At 71.6% G+C, this 20,171-nt stretch carries 19 protein-coding genes and 1 pseudogene; 9 read left to right on the top strand and 11 right to left on the bottom strand.

Annotated features, from left to right (window positions below; all coding sequences use genetic code 11):
- Window positions 1-89: 89 nt before the first annotated feature.
- Both ACQPY0_RS07965 and ACQPY0_RS07960 read right to left on the bottom strand, forming a co-directional pair.
- Window positions 90-1,082, bottom strand: coding sequence for an alpha/beta fold hydrolase (locus ACQPY0_RS07965; protein ID WP_432986444.1), 993 nt, complete (start codon window positions 1,080-1,082; stop codon window positions 90-92).
- A gap of 55 nt (window positions 1,083-1,137) precedes the next feature.
- The gene (locus ACQPY0_RS07960; RefSeq protein WP_432986442.1) at window positions 1,138-1,542 is read right to left on the bottom strand and encodes a DUF7144 family membrane protein; all 405 of its coding nucleotides are present in this window, start codon (window positions 1,540-1,542) and stop codon (window positions 1,138-1,140) included.
- 116 nt (window positions 1,543-1,658) lie between these two features.
- On the opposite strand from ACQPY0_RS07960, the gene ACQPY0_RS07955 reads away from it, so the two are divergent.
- Genes ACQPY0_RS07955 through ACQPY0_RS07945 form a run of 3 tightly spaced genes read left to right on the top strand, consistent with a single transcriptional unit; the run spans window position 1,659 to window position 3,316 of the window.
- Window positions 1,659-2,015 (top strand): DoxX family protein, encoded by a 357-nt coding sequence (locus tag ACQPY0_RS07955; protein ID WP_432986440.1) that lies wholly within the window; start codon window positions 1,659-1,661, stop codon window positions 2,013-2,015.
- A 56-nt stretch (window positions 2,016-2,071) separates the two neighbouring features.
- Entirely contained in the window at window positions 2,072-2,584 is a 513-nt protein-coding gene (locus tag ACQPY0_RS07950; protein WP_432986438.1) for a MarR family winged helix-turn-helix transcriptional regulator, read from the top strand.
- A gap of 30 nt (window positions 2,585-2,614) precedes the next feature.
- On the top strand, window positions 2,615-3,316 hold the full coding sequence (locus tag ACQPY0_RS07945; protein WP_432986436.1) for an SDR family NAD(P)-dependent oxidoreductase: 702 nt from the start codon (window positions 2,615-2,617) through the stop codon (window positions 3,314-3,316).
- Here the strand turns inward: ACQPY0_RS07945 and ACQPY0_RS07940 are convergent.
- Window positions 3,313-4,143: an alpha/beta fold hydrolase gene (locus ACQPY0_RS07940; RefSeq protein WP_432986434.1), complete on the bottom strand. Its 831-nt coding sequence runs from the start codon at window positions 4,141-4,143 to the stop codon at window positions 3,313-3,315. The two genes, ACQPY0_RS07945 and ACQPY0_RS07940, sit on opposite strands and share 4 nt — an antisense overlap.
- A gap of 118 nt (window positions 4,144-4,261) precedes the next feature.
- On the opposite strand from ACQPY0_RS07940, the gene ACQPY0_RS07935 reads away from it, so the two are divergent.
- Window positions 4,262-5,767, top strand: coding sequence for an aldehyde dehydrogenase family protein (locus ACQPY0_RS07935; RefSeq protein ID WP_432986432.1), 1,506 nt, complete (start codon window positions 4,262-4,264; stop codon window positions 5,765-5,767).
- Here the strand turns inward: ACQPY0_RS07935 and ACQPY0_RS07930 are convergent, their stop codons facing one another.
- Entirely contained in the window at window positions 5,768-6,340 is a 573-nt protein-coding gene (locus tag ACQPY0_RS07930; RefSeq protein WP_432986430.1) for a TetR/AcrR family transcriptional regulator, read from the bottom strand. It lies immediately after the preceding gene.
- A 68-nt stretch (window positions 6,341-6,408) separates the two neighbouring features.
- Between ACQPY0_RS07930 and ACQPY0_RS07925 the strand changes: the two genes are divergently transcribed.
- Window positions 6,409-7,248, top strand: coding sequence for an SDR family NAD(P)-dependent oxidoreductase (locus tag ACQPY0_RS07925; RefSeq protein WP_432986428.1), 840 nt, complete (start codon window positions 6,409-6,411; stop codon window positions 7,246-7,248).
- Window positions 7,249-7,365: 117 nt separating this feature from the next.
- Here the strand turns inward: ACQPY0_RS07925 and ACQPY0_RS07920 are convergent, their stop codons facing one another.
- Together ACQPY0_RS07920 and nucS are read right to left on the bottom strand one after the other, a co-directional pair.
- Window positions 7,366-7,674, bottom strand: coding sequence for a hypothetical protein (locus tag ACQPY0_RS07920; protein ID WP_432986426.1), 309 nt, complete (start codon window positions 7,672-7,674; stop codon window positions 7,366-7,368).
- 1,558 nt (window positions 7,675-9,232) lie between these two features.
- Window positions 9,233-9,892 (bottom strand): endonuclease NucS, encoded by a 660-nt coding sequence (nucS, locus tag ACQPY0_RS07915; protein WP_432986424.1) that lies wholly within the window; start codon window positions 9,890-9,892, stop codon window positions 9,233-9,235.
- Window positions 9,893-9,951: 59 nt separating this feature from the next.
- Between nucS and ACQPY0_RS07910 the strand changes: the two genes are divergently transcribed.
- Window positions 9,952-10,584 carry a DUF4126 domain-containing protein gene (locus ACQPY0_RS07910; RefSeq protein WP_432986422.1) on the top strand — a complete coding sequence of 211 codons (633 nt, stop codon included), beginning with the start codon at window positions 9,952-9,954 and terminating at the stop codon, window positions 10,582-10,584.
- A 9-nt stretch (window positions 10,585-10,593) separates the two neighbouring features.
- Here the strand turns inward: ACQPY0_RS07910 and ACQPY0_RS07905 are convergent, their stop codons facing one another.
- From ACQPY0_RS07905 to ACQPY0_RS07895, 3 genes and pseudogenes are all read right to left on the bottom strand, one after another.
- The gene (locus tag ACQPY0_RS07905; RefSeq protein WP_432986420.1) at window positions 10,594-11,724 is read right to left on the bottom strand and encodes a transposase; all 1,131 of its coding nucleotides are present in this window, start codon (window positions 11,722-11,724) and stop codon (window positions 10,594-10,596) included.
- Window positions 11,725-11,756: 32 nt separating this feature from the next.
- A pseudogene (locus tag ACQPY0_RS07900) lies at window positions 11,757-12,047 on the bottom strand (transposase); the annotation flags it as partial.
- Between the two features lie 184 nt (window positions 12,048-12,231).
- Window positions 12,232-14,220 carry a protein meaA gene (locus ACQPY0_RS07895; RefSeq protein ID WP_432986418.1) on the bottom strand — a complete coding sequence of 663 codons (1,989 nt, stop codon included), beginning with the start codon at window positions 14,218-14,220 and terminating at the stop codon, window positions 12,232-12,234.
- 68 nt (window positions 14,221-14,288) lie between these two features.
- Between ACQPY0_RS07895 and ACQPY0_RS07890 the strand changes: the two genes are divergently transcribed.
- From ACQPY0_RS07890 to ACQPY0_RS07880, 3 genes are all read left to right on the top strand, one after another.
- Window positions 14,289-15,131, top strand: coding sequence for an ABC transporter ATP-binding protein (locus ACQPY0_RS07890; protein WP_432986416.1), 843 nt, complete (start codon window positions 14,289-14,291; stop codon window positions 15,129-15,131).
- Window positions 15,128-15,913 carry an ABC transporter permease gene (locus tag ACQPY0_RS07885; RefSeq protein ID WP_432986414.1) on the top strand — a complete coding sequence of 262 codons (786 nt, stop codon included), beginning with the start codon at window positions 15,128-15,130 and terminating at the stop codon, window positions 15,911-15,913. The genes ACQPY0_RS07890 and ACQPY0_RS07885 overlap by 4 nt, the downstream gene beginning before the upstream one ends.
- Window positions 15,914-15,981: 68 nt before the next feature.
- On the top strand, window positions 15,982-18,144 hold the full coding sequence (locus tag ACQPY0_RS07880; protein WP_432986412.1) for an ATP-binding protein: 2,163 nt from the start codon (window positions 15,982-15,984) through the stop codon (window positions 18,142-18,144).
- An 8-nt stretch (window positions 18,145-18,152) separates the two neighbouring features.
- On the opposite strand, the gene ACQPY0_RS07875 is transcribed toward ACQPY0_RS07880, so the two are convergent.
- Window positions 18,153-18,695 carry a zinc ribbon domain-containing protein gene (locus ACQPY0_RS07875; protein ID WP_432986410.1) on the bottom strand — a complete coding sequence of 181 codons (543 nt, stop codon included), beginning with the start codon at window positions 18,693-18,695 and terminating at the stop codon, window positions 18,153-18,155.
- Window positions 18,641-20,143, bottom strand: a complete 1,503-nt coding sequence (locus tag ACQPY0_RS07870) for a hypothetical protein (protein WP_432986408.1) — start codon at window positions 20,141-20,143, stop codon at window positions 18,641-18,643. The genes ACQPY0_RS07875 and ACQPY0_RS07870 overlap by 55 nt, the downstream gene beginning before the upstream one ends.
- Window positions 20,144-20,171 lie beyond the last annotated feature (28 nt).

The following is a 20,171-nucleotide window of genomic DNA, read 5'->3' as shown; positions in this document are numbered from 1 at the left end:
CAGCACCAGGCCGATCACCGGGATCAGGACGCAGAGGAGACCGCCGCTGTCCGTGGGGTCCACAAGGAACAGCGGCGGCCTCACGCACTTCAGGAGCCGACGACCTCCTTCAGGACGGCGGCGAACTCCTCGGGGCGCTCGACGTGCGGGCTGTGCCCGACGCCGGTCCAGGTGTGCTCGGTGAAGGCGCCGCCCTTCTCGGCGTACTGCTGCAGCACCGCTCTGGTCTGTCCCACCATCGGCTGCGGCGGGCACTCCTCTTCGCCGGGCCAGCCGGGGACGAGCCCGAGCTTGCCGAGCTGGGCGAGGTCGAAGAACGAGGCGTCGGAGACGATCGCGTCCTGGTCGCCGCGGATCCAGGTGATCGGCGGCTTCGGGTCGACCTCGACGATCCCGGACAGGTCGAGCCAGCGCGGGGACATGGTGTTGAGCACGCCCTTGGTACCGGGGGCCATGCCGGGCCAGTTGGCGCTCGCCGTACCGTCGCCGGGGTATTGCTCGTCACCGATCGCCGTGGACAGCATCGTGTCCAGCAGCAACTCCTCGTCGGCGCCGAAGTCGAAGCCCGGGGCGGCGTAGAACGCGCGCAGCACGTTGCGCGGGCTGGACTGCTCCGCGGTGCTGCGGTCGCCGGCGGCCAGGAGGCGGACGAAGTCGGCGTTCACGGAGCCGCCGCCGGTGCCGGCGAAGTCGGGCGTGGTCGGGGTCCCGGTCAGGTCGCGGGTGCCGCCGAAGCCGAAGGGCGAGACCGGCGCCTCCAGGACCAGCGCGCCGATACGCTCGGGGTGCTCCAGCAGCAGCTGCATGGCGACGCCGCCACCCATCGAGTGGGCGACCACGGTCACGTTGTGCCCGAGGTCGGCCAGGAGCGGGGCGACGTCGTCGGCGAAGTCGCGCAGGCCGCGCGTGGCGTCGACGCCGAGGGCGGGACTTTCGCCGTATCCGCGCAGGTCGGGCAGCACCAGATGCCAGTGCTCCGGCAGGTGGCGCAGCAACGGCTCCCAGTAGCCCGACGAGGAGCAGTTGCCGTGGATGAGCAGGACGGGAGGGCCGGTCTCGGGGCCGCGCTTGGTGACGTGCATCACCGCATGGTCGCACCGGTCGTGGGCCGGTCACATGTGGCCGGCCCACATACCTCTAGCTCAGAACGGCCTCGTCACGCCCATACCTCGTCAGCGCCCAGATGACCGCGATGTCGGCGCCGATGATCAGCATCGACCACAGCGGGTAGTACGGCAGGAACAGGAAGTTGGCGATCGCGCTCAGCGAGGCCAGCACAATGCCGAGAACCCGCCCCCACAGCCGCCCGGCGAGCACGGCGCCGCCGCCGAGGACGACCAGTATGCCCAGGGCGAGGTGGACCCAGCCCCAGGTCGTGACGTTGAAGCCGAACAGATAGTCGCCAGTGAGGATGTAGAAGGTCCGCTCGAAGATCGCCGTCAGCCCGACCACGATCTGGAAGATGCCGACGACGAGCATCATGCTGCCGGCGAACATCGCGAAGCCGGTTACCCACGGGGACCGCCGTTGCAACGTCTCCATGCGCAAACGGTCGACGATTCCGGGGTGGGCCCCCCTCACCCGCCGGCGGGGAATCCAGACTACTTGACGATTCAAGTATCCTCTGCTTGAAGCGTCAAGCAATCAGGGAGTACACCATGAACGTCCTGCTCTGGGTCCTGCAGATCGTGCTGGGCGCGGCCTTCCTCCTGGCCGGGCTCATGAAGGTCAGCCAGCCCACGGAGAAACTGGCGAAGAACATGACCTGGGTGAACCGGTACAGCACGGGCACGGTCAGATTCGTCGGCACCACGGAGATCCTCGGCGGCCTCGGGCTCATCCTGCCGTGGGCCACCGGCATCGCCACGATCCTCACCCCGCTCGCCGCCGTCGGGATCGCCCTCATCATGGTGCTGGCGATCGTCGACCACGTGCGCGCCAAGGAGTACCCGATGATCGGCATCAACGTGATCCTGGGCGCCATCGCGGTGGTGATCGCGATCGGCCGCTTCTGACGCGTATCGGACGCGTCGTTGGCCCCGGAACACAAGATCAAGGCACCATGGATGGCATGACGGACGAGCCACGATGGCTGGACGACACCGAGCGCCGCGCTTGGATGTCGCTGCTGGCCGTCGTGCTCGTCGGCTTCCCGGAACTGGAGCGGACCTTCCGCCCGCACGGGCTGGTCCACGTGGAGTTCGGACTGCTGGCGGCCCTGAGCAACGTCGGCGAAGGGCTGCGCCTGTCCGAGCTCGCCGGGGTGATGAACATGTCGCCGAGCCGCCTGAGCCATCGCATGCGCAAGCTCGTCGACCTCGGCTACGTCGAGATCAGCGGGGACGCCTGCGACGGGCGGGTCAGCATCGCGCGGGTCACCGAGGCCGGCCGCGAGTTCGCCGCGCGGGTCGCCCCGGCCCACGTGGCCGACGTGCGCCGGCTGATCTTCGACCACCTCGACCCCGCCCAGACCGCGGCCCTGGCCGACGCGCTGAGCGTCGTCGCGGAGAAGCTCGGCGAGTCCTGCCCCGGCTCCGCGGCGGCGCCGAAGGGACCATCCGTGCCCGGCGCACGGGCAATGTAAATGACCGCCGGACAGGAATAGAGTGACCGCATGCGTGCCGTCGTGATCACCGGAGTGTCCCGCGGCCTGGGTGCCGCCGTCTTCGACGTGTCCATCGCGCGCGGTGATCGCGTCCTGGCGGTCGGCCGCCACTTCACCCCCGAGCAACAACGGTTGCGCGACGAACGGCCGGGCGACGTCACGCTGTTCTCGACCGACATCGCCGACGCGCACTGGCTGCCCGACTACGACATCCTGCGCGGCTTCCTGCGCGACGCCGACGAGGCCGTGCTGATCCACAACGCGGCCGTCATCGAGCCGATCGGCGCCGTCGGCCGGCTCACCACCCAGGCGATCACGAACGCGGTCGCGGTCAACCTCACCGCCCCGATGGTGCTCACCAACACGTTCCTGCACGCGGCGCCGAGCGAGGCGAAGCTGCGGCTGCTGTTCATCTCCTCGGGCGCGGCGCACCGGATCGTCGACGGCTGGGCGCTGTACTGCACCACGAAGGCCGCCGGCGAGACCTTCTTCGACGCCGTGGCCTCGCAGGTCAGGGACGACGAGCGGATCACCGTCGTCAACGTCGACCCCGGCCAGATGAACACCGACATGCAGGAGAGCATCCGGCGCGCGTCCGCCTCGGGCGCCTACTTCCCCAGCCAGCAGCGCTGGGTCGACGCGTCGGCGGAGGGCCGGCTCGCCGACCCCCTCGCCGTGGCCGAGCGGATCATCAAGGAGCACGCCTCCTAAGCGTCGCCGCGCAGCACCTCGCGGAGCTTCGCGGCGAACGGGGCCGCGTTGCCGAAGCCGCCGTGCCCGCCGGGGAACTCCTCGACCGTCGTCTCCAGGCGGGCGGCCAGCTCGCGGCCGGCCCGGTTCGGCGGCTCCCCGGTGCTGGACGCGCCCACCGCCGGCACGATCCGCACGGCGCCGGCCCGCAGGCCGTCGAGGTCGGGCACGTAGGTGGCGACCGGCGGCACCTCGTAGGCGACGAAGGTCTCCAGGTTGGCCCCCATCCGCGCCGCGGCCTCGGCCGAGGGCGGGGTGCCGGGCGTGTCGTCGTCACCGTGCATCCCCAGCGCGGCGCCGAAGACGCCCATGGCCGCCTCGGTGCCGTTGTCGCGGTACGCCTCGGCGACCTGCCCCATGACGGTACGCCAGTGGTCGAAGTCGGGCAGCAGCTCGAACACGGGCGGCTCGTGCGCCACCACGGTGCGCACCATGCCGGGGTTCCGCGTGGCGAGCTCGAGCGCGAAGACGGCCCCGGAGCTGTTGCCGAACACGTCGGCCGGCTCGTACTCGTCCACGCCGACCGCGCCGAGGATGCGGTACGCGTCGTCGGCCTGCTCCTCCAGGATGATCGGGGCGGGTGGGCCGTCCAGAACGCTGCGGGAGTTGCCGCGGCGGTCGTAGGTGACGACGGTGTACTCCCCGGCGAGCTCCTCGGCCAGGGCGGCGAAGCCGTCGGCGTCGTAGATGCCGCCGCAGATCAGCAGCAGCACCGGACCGCTGCCGCGGACCTCGTAGTGCAGGGTCGCGCCGGGGACGTCCAGCTTCTCGGCCTTCACGGGTGCCATGTGTGTTCCTCCTGCGGTCGTTGTACCCAACGATCGGAGTCGTGACCGTGTTCTCGACACCGGACGGCGGCCCACTCAGGCCCTACTCGTGAGTAATTTCCGGGTTTAGACTCGCGCCATGACCGCCACGCGAACTCCCGGCGTCCCCGCCATCGACGAGGGCTCGCTGATCTCGACCAACCCCGCGTCGGGTGAGGAGGTCGGCCGCTTCCCGGTCGCCTCCCCCGATCATCTCACCGAGGTCGTGGCGCGGGCACGCGACGCGGCCGCGTGGTGGGCCGGGCTCGGATTCGCCGGGCGCAAGCGGCGCCTGCTCGCCTTCCGCAGCGTGCTCACCAACCGGCTGGACGAGCTGGCCGGGCTCATGCACCGCGAGGGCGGCAAGCCCCGGGCGGACGCGCTGGTGGAGGCGATCGCGGCGATCGACCACATCGCGTGGGCCGCGCAGCACGCTCGCAGGGTGCTGGGCCGGCGCCGGGTGGGCAGCTCGCTGCTGCTCATGGAGCACTCGTCGTACCTGGAGTACCTGCCCTTCGGCGTGATCGGGGTCATCGGGCCGTGGAACTACCCGATTCTGACGCCGATGGGGTCGATCGCATACGCGCTCGCGGCCGGCAACGCGGTGGTGTTCAAGCCCAGCGAGTACACCCCGGCGGTCGGTCAGTGGTTCGTGGACCGCTTCAACGAGGTCGTCCCCGAGCACCCGGTCCTGCAGATCGTGCACGGCCTCGGCGACGTCGGCGCGGTTCTGTGCCGCAGCGGCGTGGACAAGATCGCCTTCACCGGGTCGACCGCCACCGGCAAGAAGGTCATGGCCGCGGCCGCCGAGACGCTCACCCCCGTGCTGCTGGAGTGCGGCGGCAAGGACGCGATGATCGTCGCCGCCGACGCCGACCTGGACGCGGCCGCCGCCTCCTGCGTCTGGGGCGGCCTGACCAACGCCGGTCAGACGTGCGTGGGGATCGAGCGGGTGTACGTCGCGGAGCAGGTCTACGACGACTTCCTCAACCGCGTGGTGGCGCGCGCGGCCAAGCTCAGCGTCGGCGCCTCCCCGGGCGACGACATCGGCCCGATCACCATGCCCTCGCAGATCGAGATCATCCGCCGCCACATCGAGGACGCCCTCACCCGCGGCGGGCGGGCCGTGCTGGGCGGCGCGGAGGCGGTTCAGCCGCCGTTCGTGAGCCCGACGATCCTGGTCGACGTCCCCGAGGACGCCGCCGCGGTGCAGGAGGAGACGTTCGGCCCGACGCTGACCGTCACCCGGGTCCGCGACGCGGCGGAGGGCGTACGGCTGACCAACAGCAACGGCTACGGCCTGGGCGGGGCGATCTTCTCCAAGTCGCAGGGCCTGGAGCTGGCCCGGCAGGTCCGCTCCGGCATGACGTCGGTCAACTCGGCCCTCACCTTCGCCGGCATGCCGACCCTGCCCTTCGGCGGCGTGGGCAACTCGGGCTTCGGCCGCATCCACGGCGAGGACGGCCTGCGCGAGTTCACCCGCCCGAAGGCGGTGGTCAAGCGCCGCGGCCCGACGGTGCTCGCGGCGGCGACCTTCGAGCGGACCGAGAAGACCATGCAGCAGATCGTCCGCGTCGTGAAGCTGGTCCACGGCCGCTCTTCGTGATCACACCCGCGACGTGAGCGTGTCCATGGCGCGGTCGATCCACCGCGTCATGGGCTCGTCGGCGCCGGACGCCAGCCAGGCGTGCTGGGCCGCGACCAGGCAGCCGAAGGCCGCGGCCGTGAGCGCCCGCGGCGCGGGATCGTCGGCGGCGTACTCGGCCCGCTCCAGCAGCACCTTCACGACGTCATCCTGGAGAATCTGCAGCCGCTGGAGGTAGACGGCCAGCAGCGCCGGCGTCTCGAAGACCATGCGCACGATCGGCTTGACCGACCCCCGCCCCTCGCGCGCGTCGACGACGTCGAAGAGCCGGCGCAGCGAGGCCCAGACCGGCTCGTCGCCGGGCCGGGCGCGCAGGACGCCGAGCATCTCCTCCGCCCCGAGGTCGAGCTTGCCGACGACGATGTCCTCCTTCGTCGCGAAGTAGCGAAAGACGCTGCGCTGCGACATGCCGACCGCGGCCGCGACGTCGTCGATGGTCGTGGCGTCGTAGCCACGCGCCACGAACAGCTCCAGCGCCGCCTCGGCGATCTCCTCCCGCACCGCACGCCGGGTGCGCTCCCTCAGGCCGCTCATGATCTGCCCAGGTTAGCACCAGCCGCCGCACTTGACAGTGACTGACATGTTCGTCGCACGCTGACGTCATGCCCAAGACGATCGTCATCACCGGCGCGAGCGACGGCATCGGCGCCGCGGCCGCCCAGCAGCTGCACGACCACGGCCACCGGGTCGTGGTAGTCGGCCGCTCCCCGCAGAAGACCCGGGCCGTGGCCGCCCCGCTCGGCGCGGACGCCTTCGTGGCCGACTTCACCCGCCTCGACGAGGTGCGCGGGCTCGCGGCCGCGCTCGGCGCCGCGTATCCGCGCATCGACGTGCTGGCCAACAACGCGGGCGGCGTCTTCGGCGACCCAGCGCGGACGGCCGACGGCTTCGAGCGGACGTTCCAGATCAACCACCTGGCGCCGTTCCTGCTCACCAGCCTGCTGCTGCCCACCCTGATCGAGTCGGGCGCGACGGTGATCCAGACGTCGAGCATCGGCGCGCGCATGGCCGGCCGGCTCGACCTCCGCGACCTGAACCTCGAACGCGACTTCTCCCCGATCCGCGCCTACAGCGCCGCGAAGCTGGAGAACATCCTGTTCACCAAGGAACTGCATCGCCGGTACCACGGACAGGGCGTCTCGGCGGTCGCCATCCACCCCGGCAACGTGGCGACGAACTTCGCGTCCCAGACCACCAGCCAGCTGATGCGGTTCATCGCGACGAACCGCCTGACCCGTTCACTGCTAATCTCTGCGGAACGGGGCGCCGACCAGTTGGTCTGGCTGTCACAGAGCCGCCCCGGCATCGACTGGGAGCCCGGCGGCTACTACGAGAAGCGCAAGCCGGCCCGGCGCATCAACAAGCAGGCCCTCGACGCCGACCTGGCACGCGCCCTGTGGGACCGCTCCGAACAGCTCGTCTCCCAAGACCGACAAAAGTGACCGCCCACAGGTCAAGATCGGGCTGTCGCCCCTTGGGCCGGGCCTGCTCACCGATTTTTTGTCGTACTCTTGTTCTAAGTTCTTCTCATGGATGAGGTGCTGACCGCGGCCGCCGACTCAGAGTGGCGCAGCCGCTTGGACGCGATGCTGGCCGAGCACCGCCGTCGTGTGGCCCGTCGCCGTGCGGTCCGTGCCGAGTTCGCCGAGGCCCGCCGTCGCGGTTTGGAGGCGCGTCATGCCGAGCGGCTGGCCCGTCTGGACGCCGAGGCCCGCACCGCCGAGATCACCGCCCACTGGGCCGAACAGGACGCCCGAGCCGCCCGCCGCCGCGCTCTGGCCACCCACCCCGGGCCGGGCCGCCCGTCGACCCAGCCCACCCCGGGCCGTCCGCCAGCCCAGCCCGACTCCAGCCGTCCGGTGCCTCACCCTGACTCCCGCCGTCCAGCCACCCAACCCAGTCCTCGCCCCGCCTGTCCAGAGCCACAGCCCGACTCCCGCCATCCATCGACTCAACCCAACTCCGGCCGCCCGGTGCCCCATCCTGACTCCCGCCGTCCAACCACCCAACCCAGTCCTCGCCCCGCCTGTCCAGAGCCACAGCCCGACTCCCGCCATCCATCGACTCAACCCAACTCCGGCCGCCCGGTGCCCCATCCTGACTCCCGCCGTCCAACCACCCAACCCAACCCCCGCCATCCGGCGACTCAACCCAACTCCGGCCGCCCGGTGCCCCATCCTGACTCCCGCCGTCCAACCACCCAACCCAACCCCCGCCATCCGGCGACTCAACCCAACCCAGACTGTCCGCCAGCCCAGCCCGACTCCCGCCATCCGTCGAATCAGCCCAACCCTCGCCGTCCAACCGCCCAACCCAACCCGCGCTCCGATCCGGCCGCGCCCACCCCACCCGGACCGTCTCGCCGGCACGACCCTGCCACCCCACCGGCGCCGCCCCCGCCACCGACATCTCTTGCGCGATCGCCGAGGCCACCGTCGCCGCCGACGTTTCGTGCACCATCACCAGAGCCTTCGCCGTCACCGCGTTCTCAGCCCGCACCGACGTCACCCCGCCCCCGACCGGTCCAGTCACCGCGTTCCCGGTCTGTCCAGCCGTCGTGCTGTCGATCTGTAGCGTCACCACCACCGCCGCACCCGCCAGGCTGCTACCGCTGCGACACTGCGTCGCCACCACCGCCATACTGGCCATGCCGCTGCGGCAACGCTGCGCCACCGCCGCGGCAAGGGCCGAGCCGTTGCGGCGACGCAGCGGCACTGCCCACCTTCCCGGCGTCCGCCACCCGTCGGTCCGCCGCCGTATCGGCGCATCCCCCGCCGCCGCTGAATCCCGCCGCGGCCCGGCCGTCCCGGGCTTCTCCTGGGCCGCGTCCCGAATCTCGCCGGCCGTCGCCTTGCACCATCAGACGGCCCGAAGGCAATCGCTGGACGCGCGGCTCAACCACATCACCACGGCCGACCCCTGGTTCGTCGTTCCTCGCGATCGCCACCTCGGGCGGCAGGGGCCGAGCAGGAGCGGGAGCGCGGTCGCCGCCGACGTGACCGTCATGTCGTCACCGAGCCGAGTCGACGCTCCGCTGTTGCCCTGGCCGCCGAACCGGCCGCCGCGTCACCGACACGACCGATCCTGCTGAGCGGCTTGCACTGCCCCGCCGCGAGCGCACTGCGGGCGGGACGGACGCACGGCGGGCGGGACGGACGCAGGCAGGGCGCCTGCTGTCGGCCGATCGGCACCGCGATCGCCAACGCCACCCGCCGCCCTAATCGGATTTTTCACCCGTCGGGGCATAAGTCCGATTATCGGGCTTTCGGGGACTTTGCCCAGCTTCGGAACGTCCGAGGCGGCTGGGTGCTTCTGACCGGGCTGCGGCGACGGTCCTGACGGGGTTCGGGCAGGCACACGAGGTCACCCGGGTCCAGGTCGAGCGCGATGCTGGAGCGCCGGCGGCTGGTCGCGATCGGGGTGCGGTCAGAAGAGCGTCAGCTCGTCCTTCTGCACGCCGCGCAGCGCGTTGTAGTCGAGCACCACGCAGCGGATGCCCCGGTCCTCGGCCAGCACCCGGGCCTGAGGCTTGATCTCCTGCGCGGCGAAGATGCCGCTCACCGGCGCCAGCAGCGGATCGCGCCCCAGCAGCTCCAGGTATCGGGTCAGCTGCTCCACGCCGTCGATCTCGCCGCGGCGCTTGATCTCCACCGCCACCGTCGCGCCCTCGCCGTTGCGGCACAGCAGGTCGACCGGGCCGATGGCGGTCATGTACTCGCGGCGGACGAGGGTGAAGCCCGCGCCCAGCGTCTCGGGGGCCGCGGCCAGCAGCTCCTGCAGGTGGGCCTCGACGCCGTCCTTCACCAGGCCCGGGTCCACGCCCAGCTCGTGGGAGGTGTCGTGCAGAACCTCCTCGATCGTGATGCGCAGCTCCTCGCCGGCCTTGTTGACCACGCGCCAGAGGCCGTCCTGCTCCTCCAGGCGGCAGGGCGGGCTCATCCAGTTCAGGGGCTTGTACGCCCGGTCGTCGGCGTGGATCGAGATCGAACCGTCGGCCTTGATGAGCAGCAGGCGGGTCGCGGGCGGGAGGTGGGCCGTGAGCCGGCCGATGTAGTCGACCGAGCACTTGGCGATGACGAGACGCACGGCCGACAGCCTAACCCGCGAGCGCGGCGGGGCTGGCACCCCGATGTCATGCTTCAGGGGTGTTGGAGTCATTGACGGGTCTCGGCCTCGCCACGTCGGCCGGGCTCAACGCGTACATCCCGTTGCTGGCGATCGGTGTGCTCGCGCGATATACGGATCTCATCACGCTGCCGTCGAACTGGGCGTGGATGGAGAACGGCTGGACGCTGACGATCGTCGCGGTGCTGCTCGCGATCGAGTTCGTCGCGGACAAGGTGCCGATGCTCGACCACGTCAACGACGTGATCCAGACGTTCATCCGGCCCACCGCCGGCGGTCTCGCGTTCGGTGCCGCGTCGAGCTCGGAGACGGTCACCGTGACGGACCCGGGCTCGTTCTTCACAAGCCATCAATGGATACCAATCGTGGTCGGCGGGGCCGTATCGCTCGGCGTGCACGGGATGAAGGCCGTGTCCCGGCCGGTCATCAACGCGACGACCGTCGGGTTCGGGGCGCCGATCGTGAGCACGATCGAGGACGTCGTCAGCGTCCTGCTGTCGATCGTGGCGATCGTGCTGCCGGTGGTCGTGCTGCTGTTCCTGCTGTTGCTCTTCCTGAGCTTCGGCTGGCTGATGCGGCGCCGGAAGAGGCGCAAGAACGAGAAGGCCGCGGCGGAGTGGGCCGCCGCGCAGGGCTGGCGGCCCAATACCTAAGCTTTAGTTTTAACCTGTGATCTTGGGTTTTGTTGCTGTTGGTTCGTCCGTTGCGGGCTTCTTCTTCCCGACGGGGTAGTGGGTTCGTGGTGGTCGGGTGCTGCCGGTGGGGCGGCCGGGTCCGGGGGCGGTGAATTTTGGTCTACCGGCCGGGGTGCCCAGGTGTCGGCGTAGTTGGCCGAAACCCCGCCGGACCCTGCCCGGGGTGATCGGTGTACCGGTTGGGATCGGTTGCTGCCAGGGCCGGCGCAGATCGGTGGTGAGGGTCCTGGCCAGCCGAAGCTGGGTGTGCGCGGCTATGATCAGCCAGGTCCAGCGCTGCGCCTGCTGCGGGGTGCGGATCTGCGGTGCGGTCCAGCCGAGGGTCTGCTTGAGCAGCCGAAACGTGTGTTCCAGATCGAACCGGCGCAGGTACGTTTTCCACAGCAGGTCCAGGTCGAACCCGGTGCCGGGCGGTGCGGTGTGCCACAGCCACACATCGTCTGGCTTACGGTTGCCGGGGAGGTGCTCGACCTGGATGCGGATGACCGTGCCGGGCACGATCGGTAACACACCGGCGAAGTCGGTCCAGCCGGCCTGCCTGCCCAGCTTCTGGTGCAGTCCATGCCAGGCACTGACCTGCACCTGACCATAGCGTGGACTCTGTGCGGACAACCGCTCATCGGCTGGTGGCAGCGACGCGGGCGTGGACAGTTCGAACCGGTCGCCGTGCCGGCGTGGCCGCCCCGGCCGGCCGTCGACCCGTCCGGCGTAGCCCGGCGCGGCGTAGAACACCCGGTCGCTGCGGACCCGGCCGAGCACCTGCACCCGCGCGCCGCGGGTGCCGAGGAGGTAGCTGATCCTGGTCAGGTCGTAGCCGGAGTCGAACACGAATATCGGGGCGGGCCGCCCCACCAACATGCCGGCCGTGTCCAGCCGCGCGGACACCTCGGCGACCTGCTCGACCGTGACCAGGGTCGGGTCGTCGTGCGGGCCGATCCGTACCGCGTCCAACAGCGTCGTCCACGACGAGGCGCCCCACTGCAGGCCGGCAGCGAACGAGAACGGCCACCCCGGGATCGTCTTACGGGCCCCGTCGCAGCGGCAGGCGGTGTAGCAGTGACACCGTTCCGGGAAGTTTCCGCGTCCGGACGCGGCCACGACGACACATCCACCGCGATCTTCACCGGCCCGTCGTCCAGACCGTCCCACGAACCGGCAATCAGCTCGCGCAGCGCCGCAACATCGATCACCCCGCAGGCCAGGGCGTCGTACAACGCCCCATGACCCCGCCGGAACGCCTTCTCCAGCGACAGCTCCACCAGCGAACCCACCGGCCCCTGCGCGGTGAGCACCGCATCGACCAGTTCGAACAGGGCATCCGCACGCCTGCCGAAACACCGGTACAGCGCCGCCCGCCACGCGATCAGCCCGGCACGACACACCACCGGCTCAGCCGCGACCACCGCCCGCAAACCTGGCATAGTAGGCCCCACGGCCACCCCACATCCTTCGAAGCTTCAGCACTCCGAATGATCACGGGTGGCCGTACCCATGTCCTTACGACACACCGAAACCGGCCCAAAAGATCAAAGACCTCTGAACCGGCCGGTTAAAACTAAAGCTAAGGCCCAATACCTATAAGGCCCAATACCGAAGGCCCAATGCCTAAATGGCCAGGTGGTGTGCCTCACGGACGACGGTGACCAGCTCGTCGATGACGTCGGTGATGGCGAAGTCCTTGGGGGTGAAGACCCGCGCCACCCCCGAGGAGCGCAGGGCGGCGGCATCGCCGGGAGGGATGATGCCGCCGACCACCACCGGCAGGTCGCCCAGCCCCTCGGCCCGCAGCCCCGACAGCACGCTCGCGACGGCGGCCAGGTGGGAGCCCGAGAGGACGGACAGGCCGACCAGGTCGACGTCCTCCTCGACCGCGGCGGCCACGATCTGCGCGGGGGTCAGCCGGATTCCCTGGTACACCACCTCGAACCCGGCATCGCGAGCCCGCACGGCGATCTGCTCGGCGCCGTTGGAGTGCCCGTCCAGGCCGGGCTTGCCCACGAGCATGCGCAGGCGCCCGGTGCCGAGGTCTTCGGCGGTGCGGCGAACCCGCTCACGGACCCGCTCCAGGTCGCCCGCCGGCGCCGAGACCGCGGCGGCCAGACCGGTCGGCGCGCGGTACTCCCCGAAGACCTCCCGCAGCGCACCCGCCCACTCCCCGGTCGTCACGCCGGCCGCGACGCAGGCCAGGGTCGCCGCCATGAGGTTCGCACCGCCCGCCGCGGCGGCGCGCAGCCCGTCGAGGGCCCCGGTCACGTCGCCGCGCTCGGCGCGCCACTGCCGCACGCTCGCGATCGCCGCCTGCTCGACGGCGGGGTCGATCCGCTCGATCGCGGCGGCGCCGGCAGCCATGAGCGGGGACGGCTCGGTCTCGGTGAAGCGGTTCACGCCGACCACCACGTCGTCGCCGCGCTCCATGCGGGCGCGGCGCTCGGCCAGGGAGCCGACGAGGGCGCTCTTGAGGTAGCCGGACTCGACCGCGGCGACCACCCCGCCCATGTCCAGCACCCGCTGCAGCTCGGCGGTCGCGCCGGCGACGATGTCGTCGACGAGGGACGTCATGACCTTCGATCCCTCGAAGAGGTCCGGGTACTCCAGCAGGTCCGACTCGAACGCGAGCACCTGCTGCATGCGCAGCGACCACTGCTGGTCCCACGGCCGCGGCAGGCCGAGCGCCTCGTTCCAGGCCGGCAGCTGCACGGCCCGGGCCCGGGCGGCGCGGGACAGGGTCACACCGAGCATCTCCAGCACGATGCGCTGGACGTTGTTCTCCGGCTGGGCCTCGGTCAGGCCGAGGGAGTTGACCTGCACGCCGTAGCGGAACCGGCGCGCGTCGCTGTCGCGCACCCCGTAGCGCTCGGCGGTGAGCCGGTCCCACATCGCCGTGAACGCGCGCATCTTCGCCGTCTCCTCGACGAAGCGCACGGAGGCGTTGACGAAGAACGAGATCCGGGCGACGACGTCGCCGAAGCGCTCGGGCGGCACCTGACCCCCCTCGCGCACCGCGTCCAGCACGGCGATGGCGGTGGCCAGCGCGAACGCGACCTCCTGCACGGGCGTGGCCCCGGCCTCCTGCAGGTGGTACGAGCAGATGTTGACCGGGTTCCATCGCGGGCAGTTCGCGACGGTCCACGCGATGGTGTCGGTGGTCAGGCGCAGTGACGGGCCGGGCGGGAAGATGTGCGTGCCGCGGGAGAGGTACTCCTTGACGATGTCGTTCTGCGTGGTGCCCGCGAGCCCGGCGATGTCGACGCCCTGCTCCCGGGCGCAGGTCACGTAGAGCGCCAGCAGCCACATCGCCGTGGCGTTGATGGTCATCGAGGTGTTGGCGCGTTCGAGGTCGATGCCGTCGAACAGGGCGTGCATGTCGCCGAGGTGCGCGACCGGCACGCCGACCCGGCCGACCTCGCCGCGTGCCAGCTCCGCGTCCGGGTCGTAGCCGGTCTGGGTCGGCAGGTCGAAGGCGACCGACAGCCCGGTCTGGCCCTTGGCCAGGTTGCGGCGGAACAGCGCGTTGGACGCGGCGGCCGAGGAGTGGCCGGCATATGTCCGCATGACCCACGGTCGGTCGCGTTCGGAAAGCCTCTCGGAGCCCATGCGATCACCGTACTGAAGGGTAACTAGGGGTACCCGGTGAAAGTTGTCACCGACCTATAGTGGTCGCCGTGACGGATGCGATCACGGTGCGCGGCCTGCGCAAGGCGTACGGCAAGGCGGTGGCCGTCGACGGAGTCGACCTCGACGTCCACGACGGCGAGGTGTTCGCGCTGCTCGGGCCGAACGGAGCCGGCAAGACCACGACCGTGGAGATCCTGGAGGGCTTCCGCCGGCGCAGCGCCGGGGACGTGCGCGTGCTCGGCGTCGACCCGCAGCAGGGCGACCAGGCGTGGCGGGCGCGGGTCGGCGTGGTGCTGCAGAGCACCGGCGAGTTCGACGACCTGACGGCCCGGGAGGTCGTCCACCACTTCGCCAAGTACTACCCCGGCGCCGCCGACCCCGACGAGATCCTCTCGCGGGTCGGGCTCGCCGGGAAGCAGAACGACCGCACGCGTACCCTCTCGGGCGGTCAGAAGCGCCGGCTGGACGTCGCCCTGGGCATCGTCGGCCGGCCCGAGCTGCTGTTCCTGGACGAACCGACCACCGGCTTCGACCCGGAGGCGCGCCGGGAGTTCTGGGGCCTGATCCGCGACCTCGCCGCCGCCGGCACCACGATCCTGCTCACCACCCACTACCTGGACGAGGCCGAGGCCCTGGCCGACCGGGTCGGCGTGCTCACCGGCGGCCAGCTCATCGCCGTGGACACGCCCGCCCGGCTCGGCGGCCGCGGACAGGGCGGCGCGACCGTCGCGTGGGAGGGCCCGGACGGGCCGCTGTCCGAGCGCACCGACGCGCCGACCGCGCTGGTGCAGCGCCTCGCCGAGCGGTTCGGCGGCGAGGTGCCGGGCCTGACCGTCACCAGACCGAGCCTCGAGGATGTGTACCTGCGGATGATCGGCGCCGGCGAATGACGACCCTGCGGCTCGGCCTCCTGCGCGGCGGCCTGGAGATCAAGCAATTCCTGCGCAGCCGCGAGTCGGTGGTGTTCACGCTCGCGTTCCCGCTGATCCTGCTCACCGTGTTCGGGGCGGTGTTCGGCGGGGAGATCGCGCCCGGGGTGACCTTCACGCAATACTTCGCGGCCGGCATGATCGCCGCGGGGCTGCTCTCCACCGGCTTCCAGAGCCTGGCGATCCAGATCCCGATCGAGCGGGAGAAGGGCATCCTCAAGCGGCTGCGGGGCACGCCGATGCCGCGGGCGGCGTACTTCATCGGCAAGGTCGTGATGGTCCTGGCCATCGGCCTCGTCGAGACGGTCCTGCTGGTCGCGGTGGCGTCGCTGTTCTTCGGCGTGAAGCTGCCGGCGGGCGGGGCGCAGTGGCTGACGTTCGTGTGGGTGGCGCTGCTGGGGATCACCGCGTGCACGCTGTGCGGGATCGCCTTCTCGTCGCTGGCCCGCACCGGCCGCAGCGGGCCGGCGGTGGTGACGCCGGTGGCGATCGTGCTGCAGTTCATCTCGGGCGTCTTCATCCAGTACACCTCGCTGCCCGACTGGATGCGCACGATCGCGTCCGTGTTCCCGCTCAAATGGATGTGCCAGGGCATGCGGTCGGTGTTCCTGCCCGACTCGTTCGCCGCGCAGGAGCCCTCGGGCGCGTGGCAGCACGGCACGATCGCCCTGGTCCTCGGCGGCTGGATCGTGATCGGCCTGGCCCTGTGCCTCGCCACGTTCCGCTGGACCGACCGCGACTGACCCGAGGCTCGCGGCTTATCAGCGCGCAAACCCTCAAGGGGTGCGGATCGGTTGCCGATCAGTGTTGGGTGACGGGTCGGCTCCGCAAGGCGGTCCGCCAGGTCGGCTGGGCCGGTGTACTGGCGATCGCGCTCGTGCTCGCGCTCGGCCTCGCCGCCTCCTGGCACGCCGCCCACACCATCCGGCAGGGGCAGCGGGACCGCGCGCAGGCCGTGCTCGACCGGGCCGCCACGCTGTCCGACGCGTCCGTGCGCTCCGAGATCCACCGGTACCTCGACACGCTGCGCACCGTCGCCGCGGCCGCCGGCTCGCACACCGATCTCACCCGCGGCGACTTCGCCGCGACCACCGCGCCGCTGCGGGAAGCCGGGCTGGTCGGGGCGACCTCGCTGGTGTTCCTGGTCGCGGCGGACGACTCGCAGATCGCGGCGGTGCAGCAGTACTGGCGCCAGCGCGGCGCTACGAACCTCACGCTGTCGCCGCAGGGCAACGGGGGCCAGCACCTCTTCACGATCTTCGCGCAGCCGCTGGACGACACGACCGTCCTGCCCACCGGCACCGACCTGTCCCAGGCGCCCGAGCCGACCGCGGCGCTGTGGGAGGCGCGGCGCTCGGGGCAGCCCGCGGTCTCCGACACCTACGTGCTGCTGCGCGACCGCGGCCTGCCCGAGCACCGTCAGCAGCTCTCGTTCGTGCTGGCCGCGCCGGCGTACGGCGATCCGGCACCCGACGGCTCGCGCGAGTTCAAGGGCTGGGTCGTGCTCGGGCTGCGCGGGCAGGACTTCGTCGGCGGGGTGCTCACCCAGGCCATGCAGGGGCAGGCCGACGCCGAGCTGTGGGCGCGCAACGGCAACGGGCAGGAGGCCCGCGTCGCCCAGCTACACCAGGGCGGCCACCCCGACCTCAAACGCGACATGCGGGTGCAGATCGCCAACCGGCAGTGGCGGCTGGTCGTCTCGGCCGACTCGGCGCGCCTGGGCGGGTCGGCGCCGGCGCCGGTCGTCGTGGGCATCGGCGGGACGCTGCTCACGCTGCTGGTGTGCGCGATGCTGTGGGGGCTCGCCGGTGCGCGCGGGCGGGCCGAGGAGCGGGTGCGTACCGCCACCACGGAACTGCGCGAGGCCGAGCGCAACGCGAGCAACCAGGTCGCGCTGCTCAACGGGATACTGGAGCGGATCAGCGACGGCGTCGGCGTGGTCGACGAGACCGGCGCGTTCCTGGTGCACAACCCGGCGGCCAGGGACATGCTCGGCGTCGCGCAGGACATCGACGGGGCCGAGCGGTGGCAGGACGGGTACGGCATCTTCCGGCCCGGGGACGGCCGCCCGTTCCCGACCGCGGAGCTGCCGCTGGTGCGCGCACTCGCCGGCGAGTCGACCGACGGCGTGGAGATGGTGATTCGCAACCCGGAGCGCCCCGACGGCATCCACCTGTCGGTGAGCGGGCGCCCGCTGGACGTCGACGGGCGGCGCGGGGCGATCGCGGTGTTCCACGACATCACCGAGGCCCGCGAGCGGGAGGCCGACCTGGCGGCGTTCGCCGGGATCGTCGCCCACGACCTCAAGAACCCGCTGACCGTCATCGGCGCGCACGCGGAGATGGCCCGCGACGCGCTGCCGGACCGGCCCGAGCACGCCCACGAGAGCCTGGAGCGGGTCGGCGCCGGGGTGGTGCGGATGCGGCGGCTGATCGAGGACCTGCTGGCCTACGTGACCGCGCGCGACGCCGCCCTCAAGCCCACCGAGGTCGACCTGGCGGGCCTGGTCGACGACGTCGTCGCCGAGCGGGTCAACCACCTGCACGTGCGGCCGGACGTGTACGTCGGGGCGCTCCCCCACGTCGTCGCCGACCCGGCCATGCTGCGCCACGTGCTGGACAACCTGGTCGGCAACGCGCTCAAGTACGTGCAGCCGGGCCGGGTGCCCAAGGTGGACATCAGCGCCGAGCCGGCCGGCCCGGACTGGGTCCGCGTCGAGGTCGCCGACCGCGGGATCGGCGTCCCCGACGCGGACAAGCCGCACATATTCGAGTCCTTCCACCGCGCGCACGCGGGCCAGTCCTACGGCGGCACCGGCCTGGGCCTGGCGATCTGCCGCCGCATCGTGGACCGGCACGGCGGCACGATCGCGGTGACCGACAACCCCGGCGGGGGCAGCCGGTTCAGCTTCACGGTGCCGGCCGCCCTACCGGTGGCGCCGTCGGCGGCGCAGGACGTTCACGAGTACGTCTAAGGTCTGTATCAAACTCGGGTTTGGTGTCCGCGAGATGGAACAGTCCGGGTTGTGCGTCTCGTCGTTCCGGTGTGGTCCCGCGTGTTGGGGTGCGGGTCTGGTCCGGGGTTGTCGAGGGCGTCGTTCCGGCAGTTCGCCGAGCACGCCGGCACCGGCCGTGGTGGCTGGTGCTGCGCTGCGGCCGCCGCGGCCGGGCACCGGTTGGGGCGGTGGTGTCCGCTTGACTCGAGCAGGGCTCCTTGCAGCCCTTCATGGATCGCTTCGATGCCGTGGGTGGCGAGGGTGGTCTGCGCCGCGGCCCAGTCCACCCGGGCGGTGCCGGGCACGGCCGGGTCGCTCAGCACGGTGTGCGCCCCGACGAGGGCGGCGACGAGGTCCCGGTCGCCGGTCAGGCCGCACTGTGGGCAGGTGTGGTGGCGGTGGTGGAGCTGTTTGGGGACGCGGGCGGTGCAGAGGCAGTGCTGGGTCCAGGCGGTGTGCCTCGTCCCGGCCCGGATCAGCCCACGTTGAGCGACGTTGGCGGCTTCCCGGTCGACGGCGGCCAGGAGCATGCCGGGGGTGAACGCGTGGATACCGCGGCCCCACCGCCGCGCCCACGCCCGCAGGTCACCGGCCTCGACGACCAGGTTCGGGCCGTGGCTGGCGACGATGCCGGCGGCGACGATCCGGGCGCGGGTACGCCCGGCCTGGGACGGGCCGCGCCGTCAGCAGCCGCCTGCCCGCGCAACCGCAGGTAGCCGGCGGAGAGTTGGTCGCGGCGGTAGGCCTGGGCCGGCACGCCTGCCGCGTTGGCGATGCGGGCGCCGCCCGGCACCGCGACCTGCACCGGGGGCAGGCCGGCGGTTCGGCGACGGTCGGCTCGCCGCTGCTGCCGGGGCGAGAGCCGGTACTGGCTTGGGTTGGTGGCGCGGCGGGAGCGTTGCAGGGCGCGGTCACGCCGCCGCTGCCGCAACCGTTCCACCGCGAGCCGGTCGGCGTCGGCGCCGGTCTTCGTGATCTGTGTGGCGTGCACCCCGTCACTACCGTTGGCGTCGATCGGGACGGAGACGACGGCCAGATTGGACACGTTGACATCGACGCCGCCGCGCCGGTGCAGGGCCGCAGCCGTCCGGCGGCGGGCCACGACCGTGGGGGAGGTGTAGCCGGAGCCGAGGACCATCACATGGGCCTCGTACCGCCACCCACCCGGGGAACCCGGGTCGCGATACCGGACCAGGTCGATCTTGTGCCAACGCTGCGGGTCGGCGAGATAGTGCTCCAGCACCGGCTCACGGCCGGGTCCCTGCGGCAGGCGGACCGGCAGCACCAGATCCCGGGCGCCGGTGCCGGTGCCGGTCAGCACCACGGCGAGGGCGCCGTCATGGTCCCACCACGACCGCACCGGCCGGCCACCCGCGACGGGGGTGACGGCGGGCATCCGCCGCGGCTGCCACAACCGCCCAGCCCGGCCGAACACCGCGTCATGCCCCGCCAAGGTCCCAGCCAGGCGGAACGTCTCCCACTTCCGCGCCCTGGTATGCGACCGCGCCCGCCCCGGAATGCGGCTGAACGCCCACCAGCCGCCGACCCTCGACCGGCCGTGCCGGCGTCCGGCCGCGTCGGGGAACAGGTGCCGATCGGCAGCCTGCCAGACGCTGTCGGCGACGTGCATCGCCACCGCTTTCGTACAGGAGCGGCGCAGATGCGGGGCACGATCCACATGCCGGTACGCGGCATGTTCCAACCCGGTCCGGGTCAACCCCAGCCGATCCCGGACCGCGGCCGGACCGGCGACCGCCCGCGCGCGGTGCGCCGCCCAGTACGCATCTACCTTGGCGCGGGCGTCACGCTGCACCGCCCGCCGCACCGCGAACACCGCCGCGAACACCCGCTCGACATGCCGCCGCACCCCCGGCTCATGCACATCCAACGGCAGCCGCAACACCGACACCGGACCGTCCGACCGCCACGGCACCGCCTGGTTCGGTCCGCGCCGCCGGATCGACCCCGCTGCCGCCACACCACCCAATATAGGGCCACACGGCCTC

The organism is Dactylosporangium sp. CA-233914 (genome assembly GCF_050942935.1).
Lineage (GTDB): Bacteria > Actinomycetota > Actinomycetes > Mycobacteriales > Micromonosporaceae > Dactylosporangium.
Note: the sequence above shows the minus strand (reverse complement) of the source record. Positions and strands in the feature narration are given on the sequence as shown.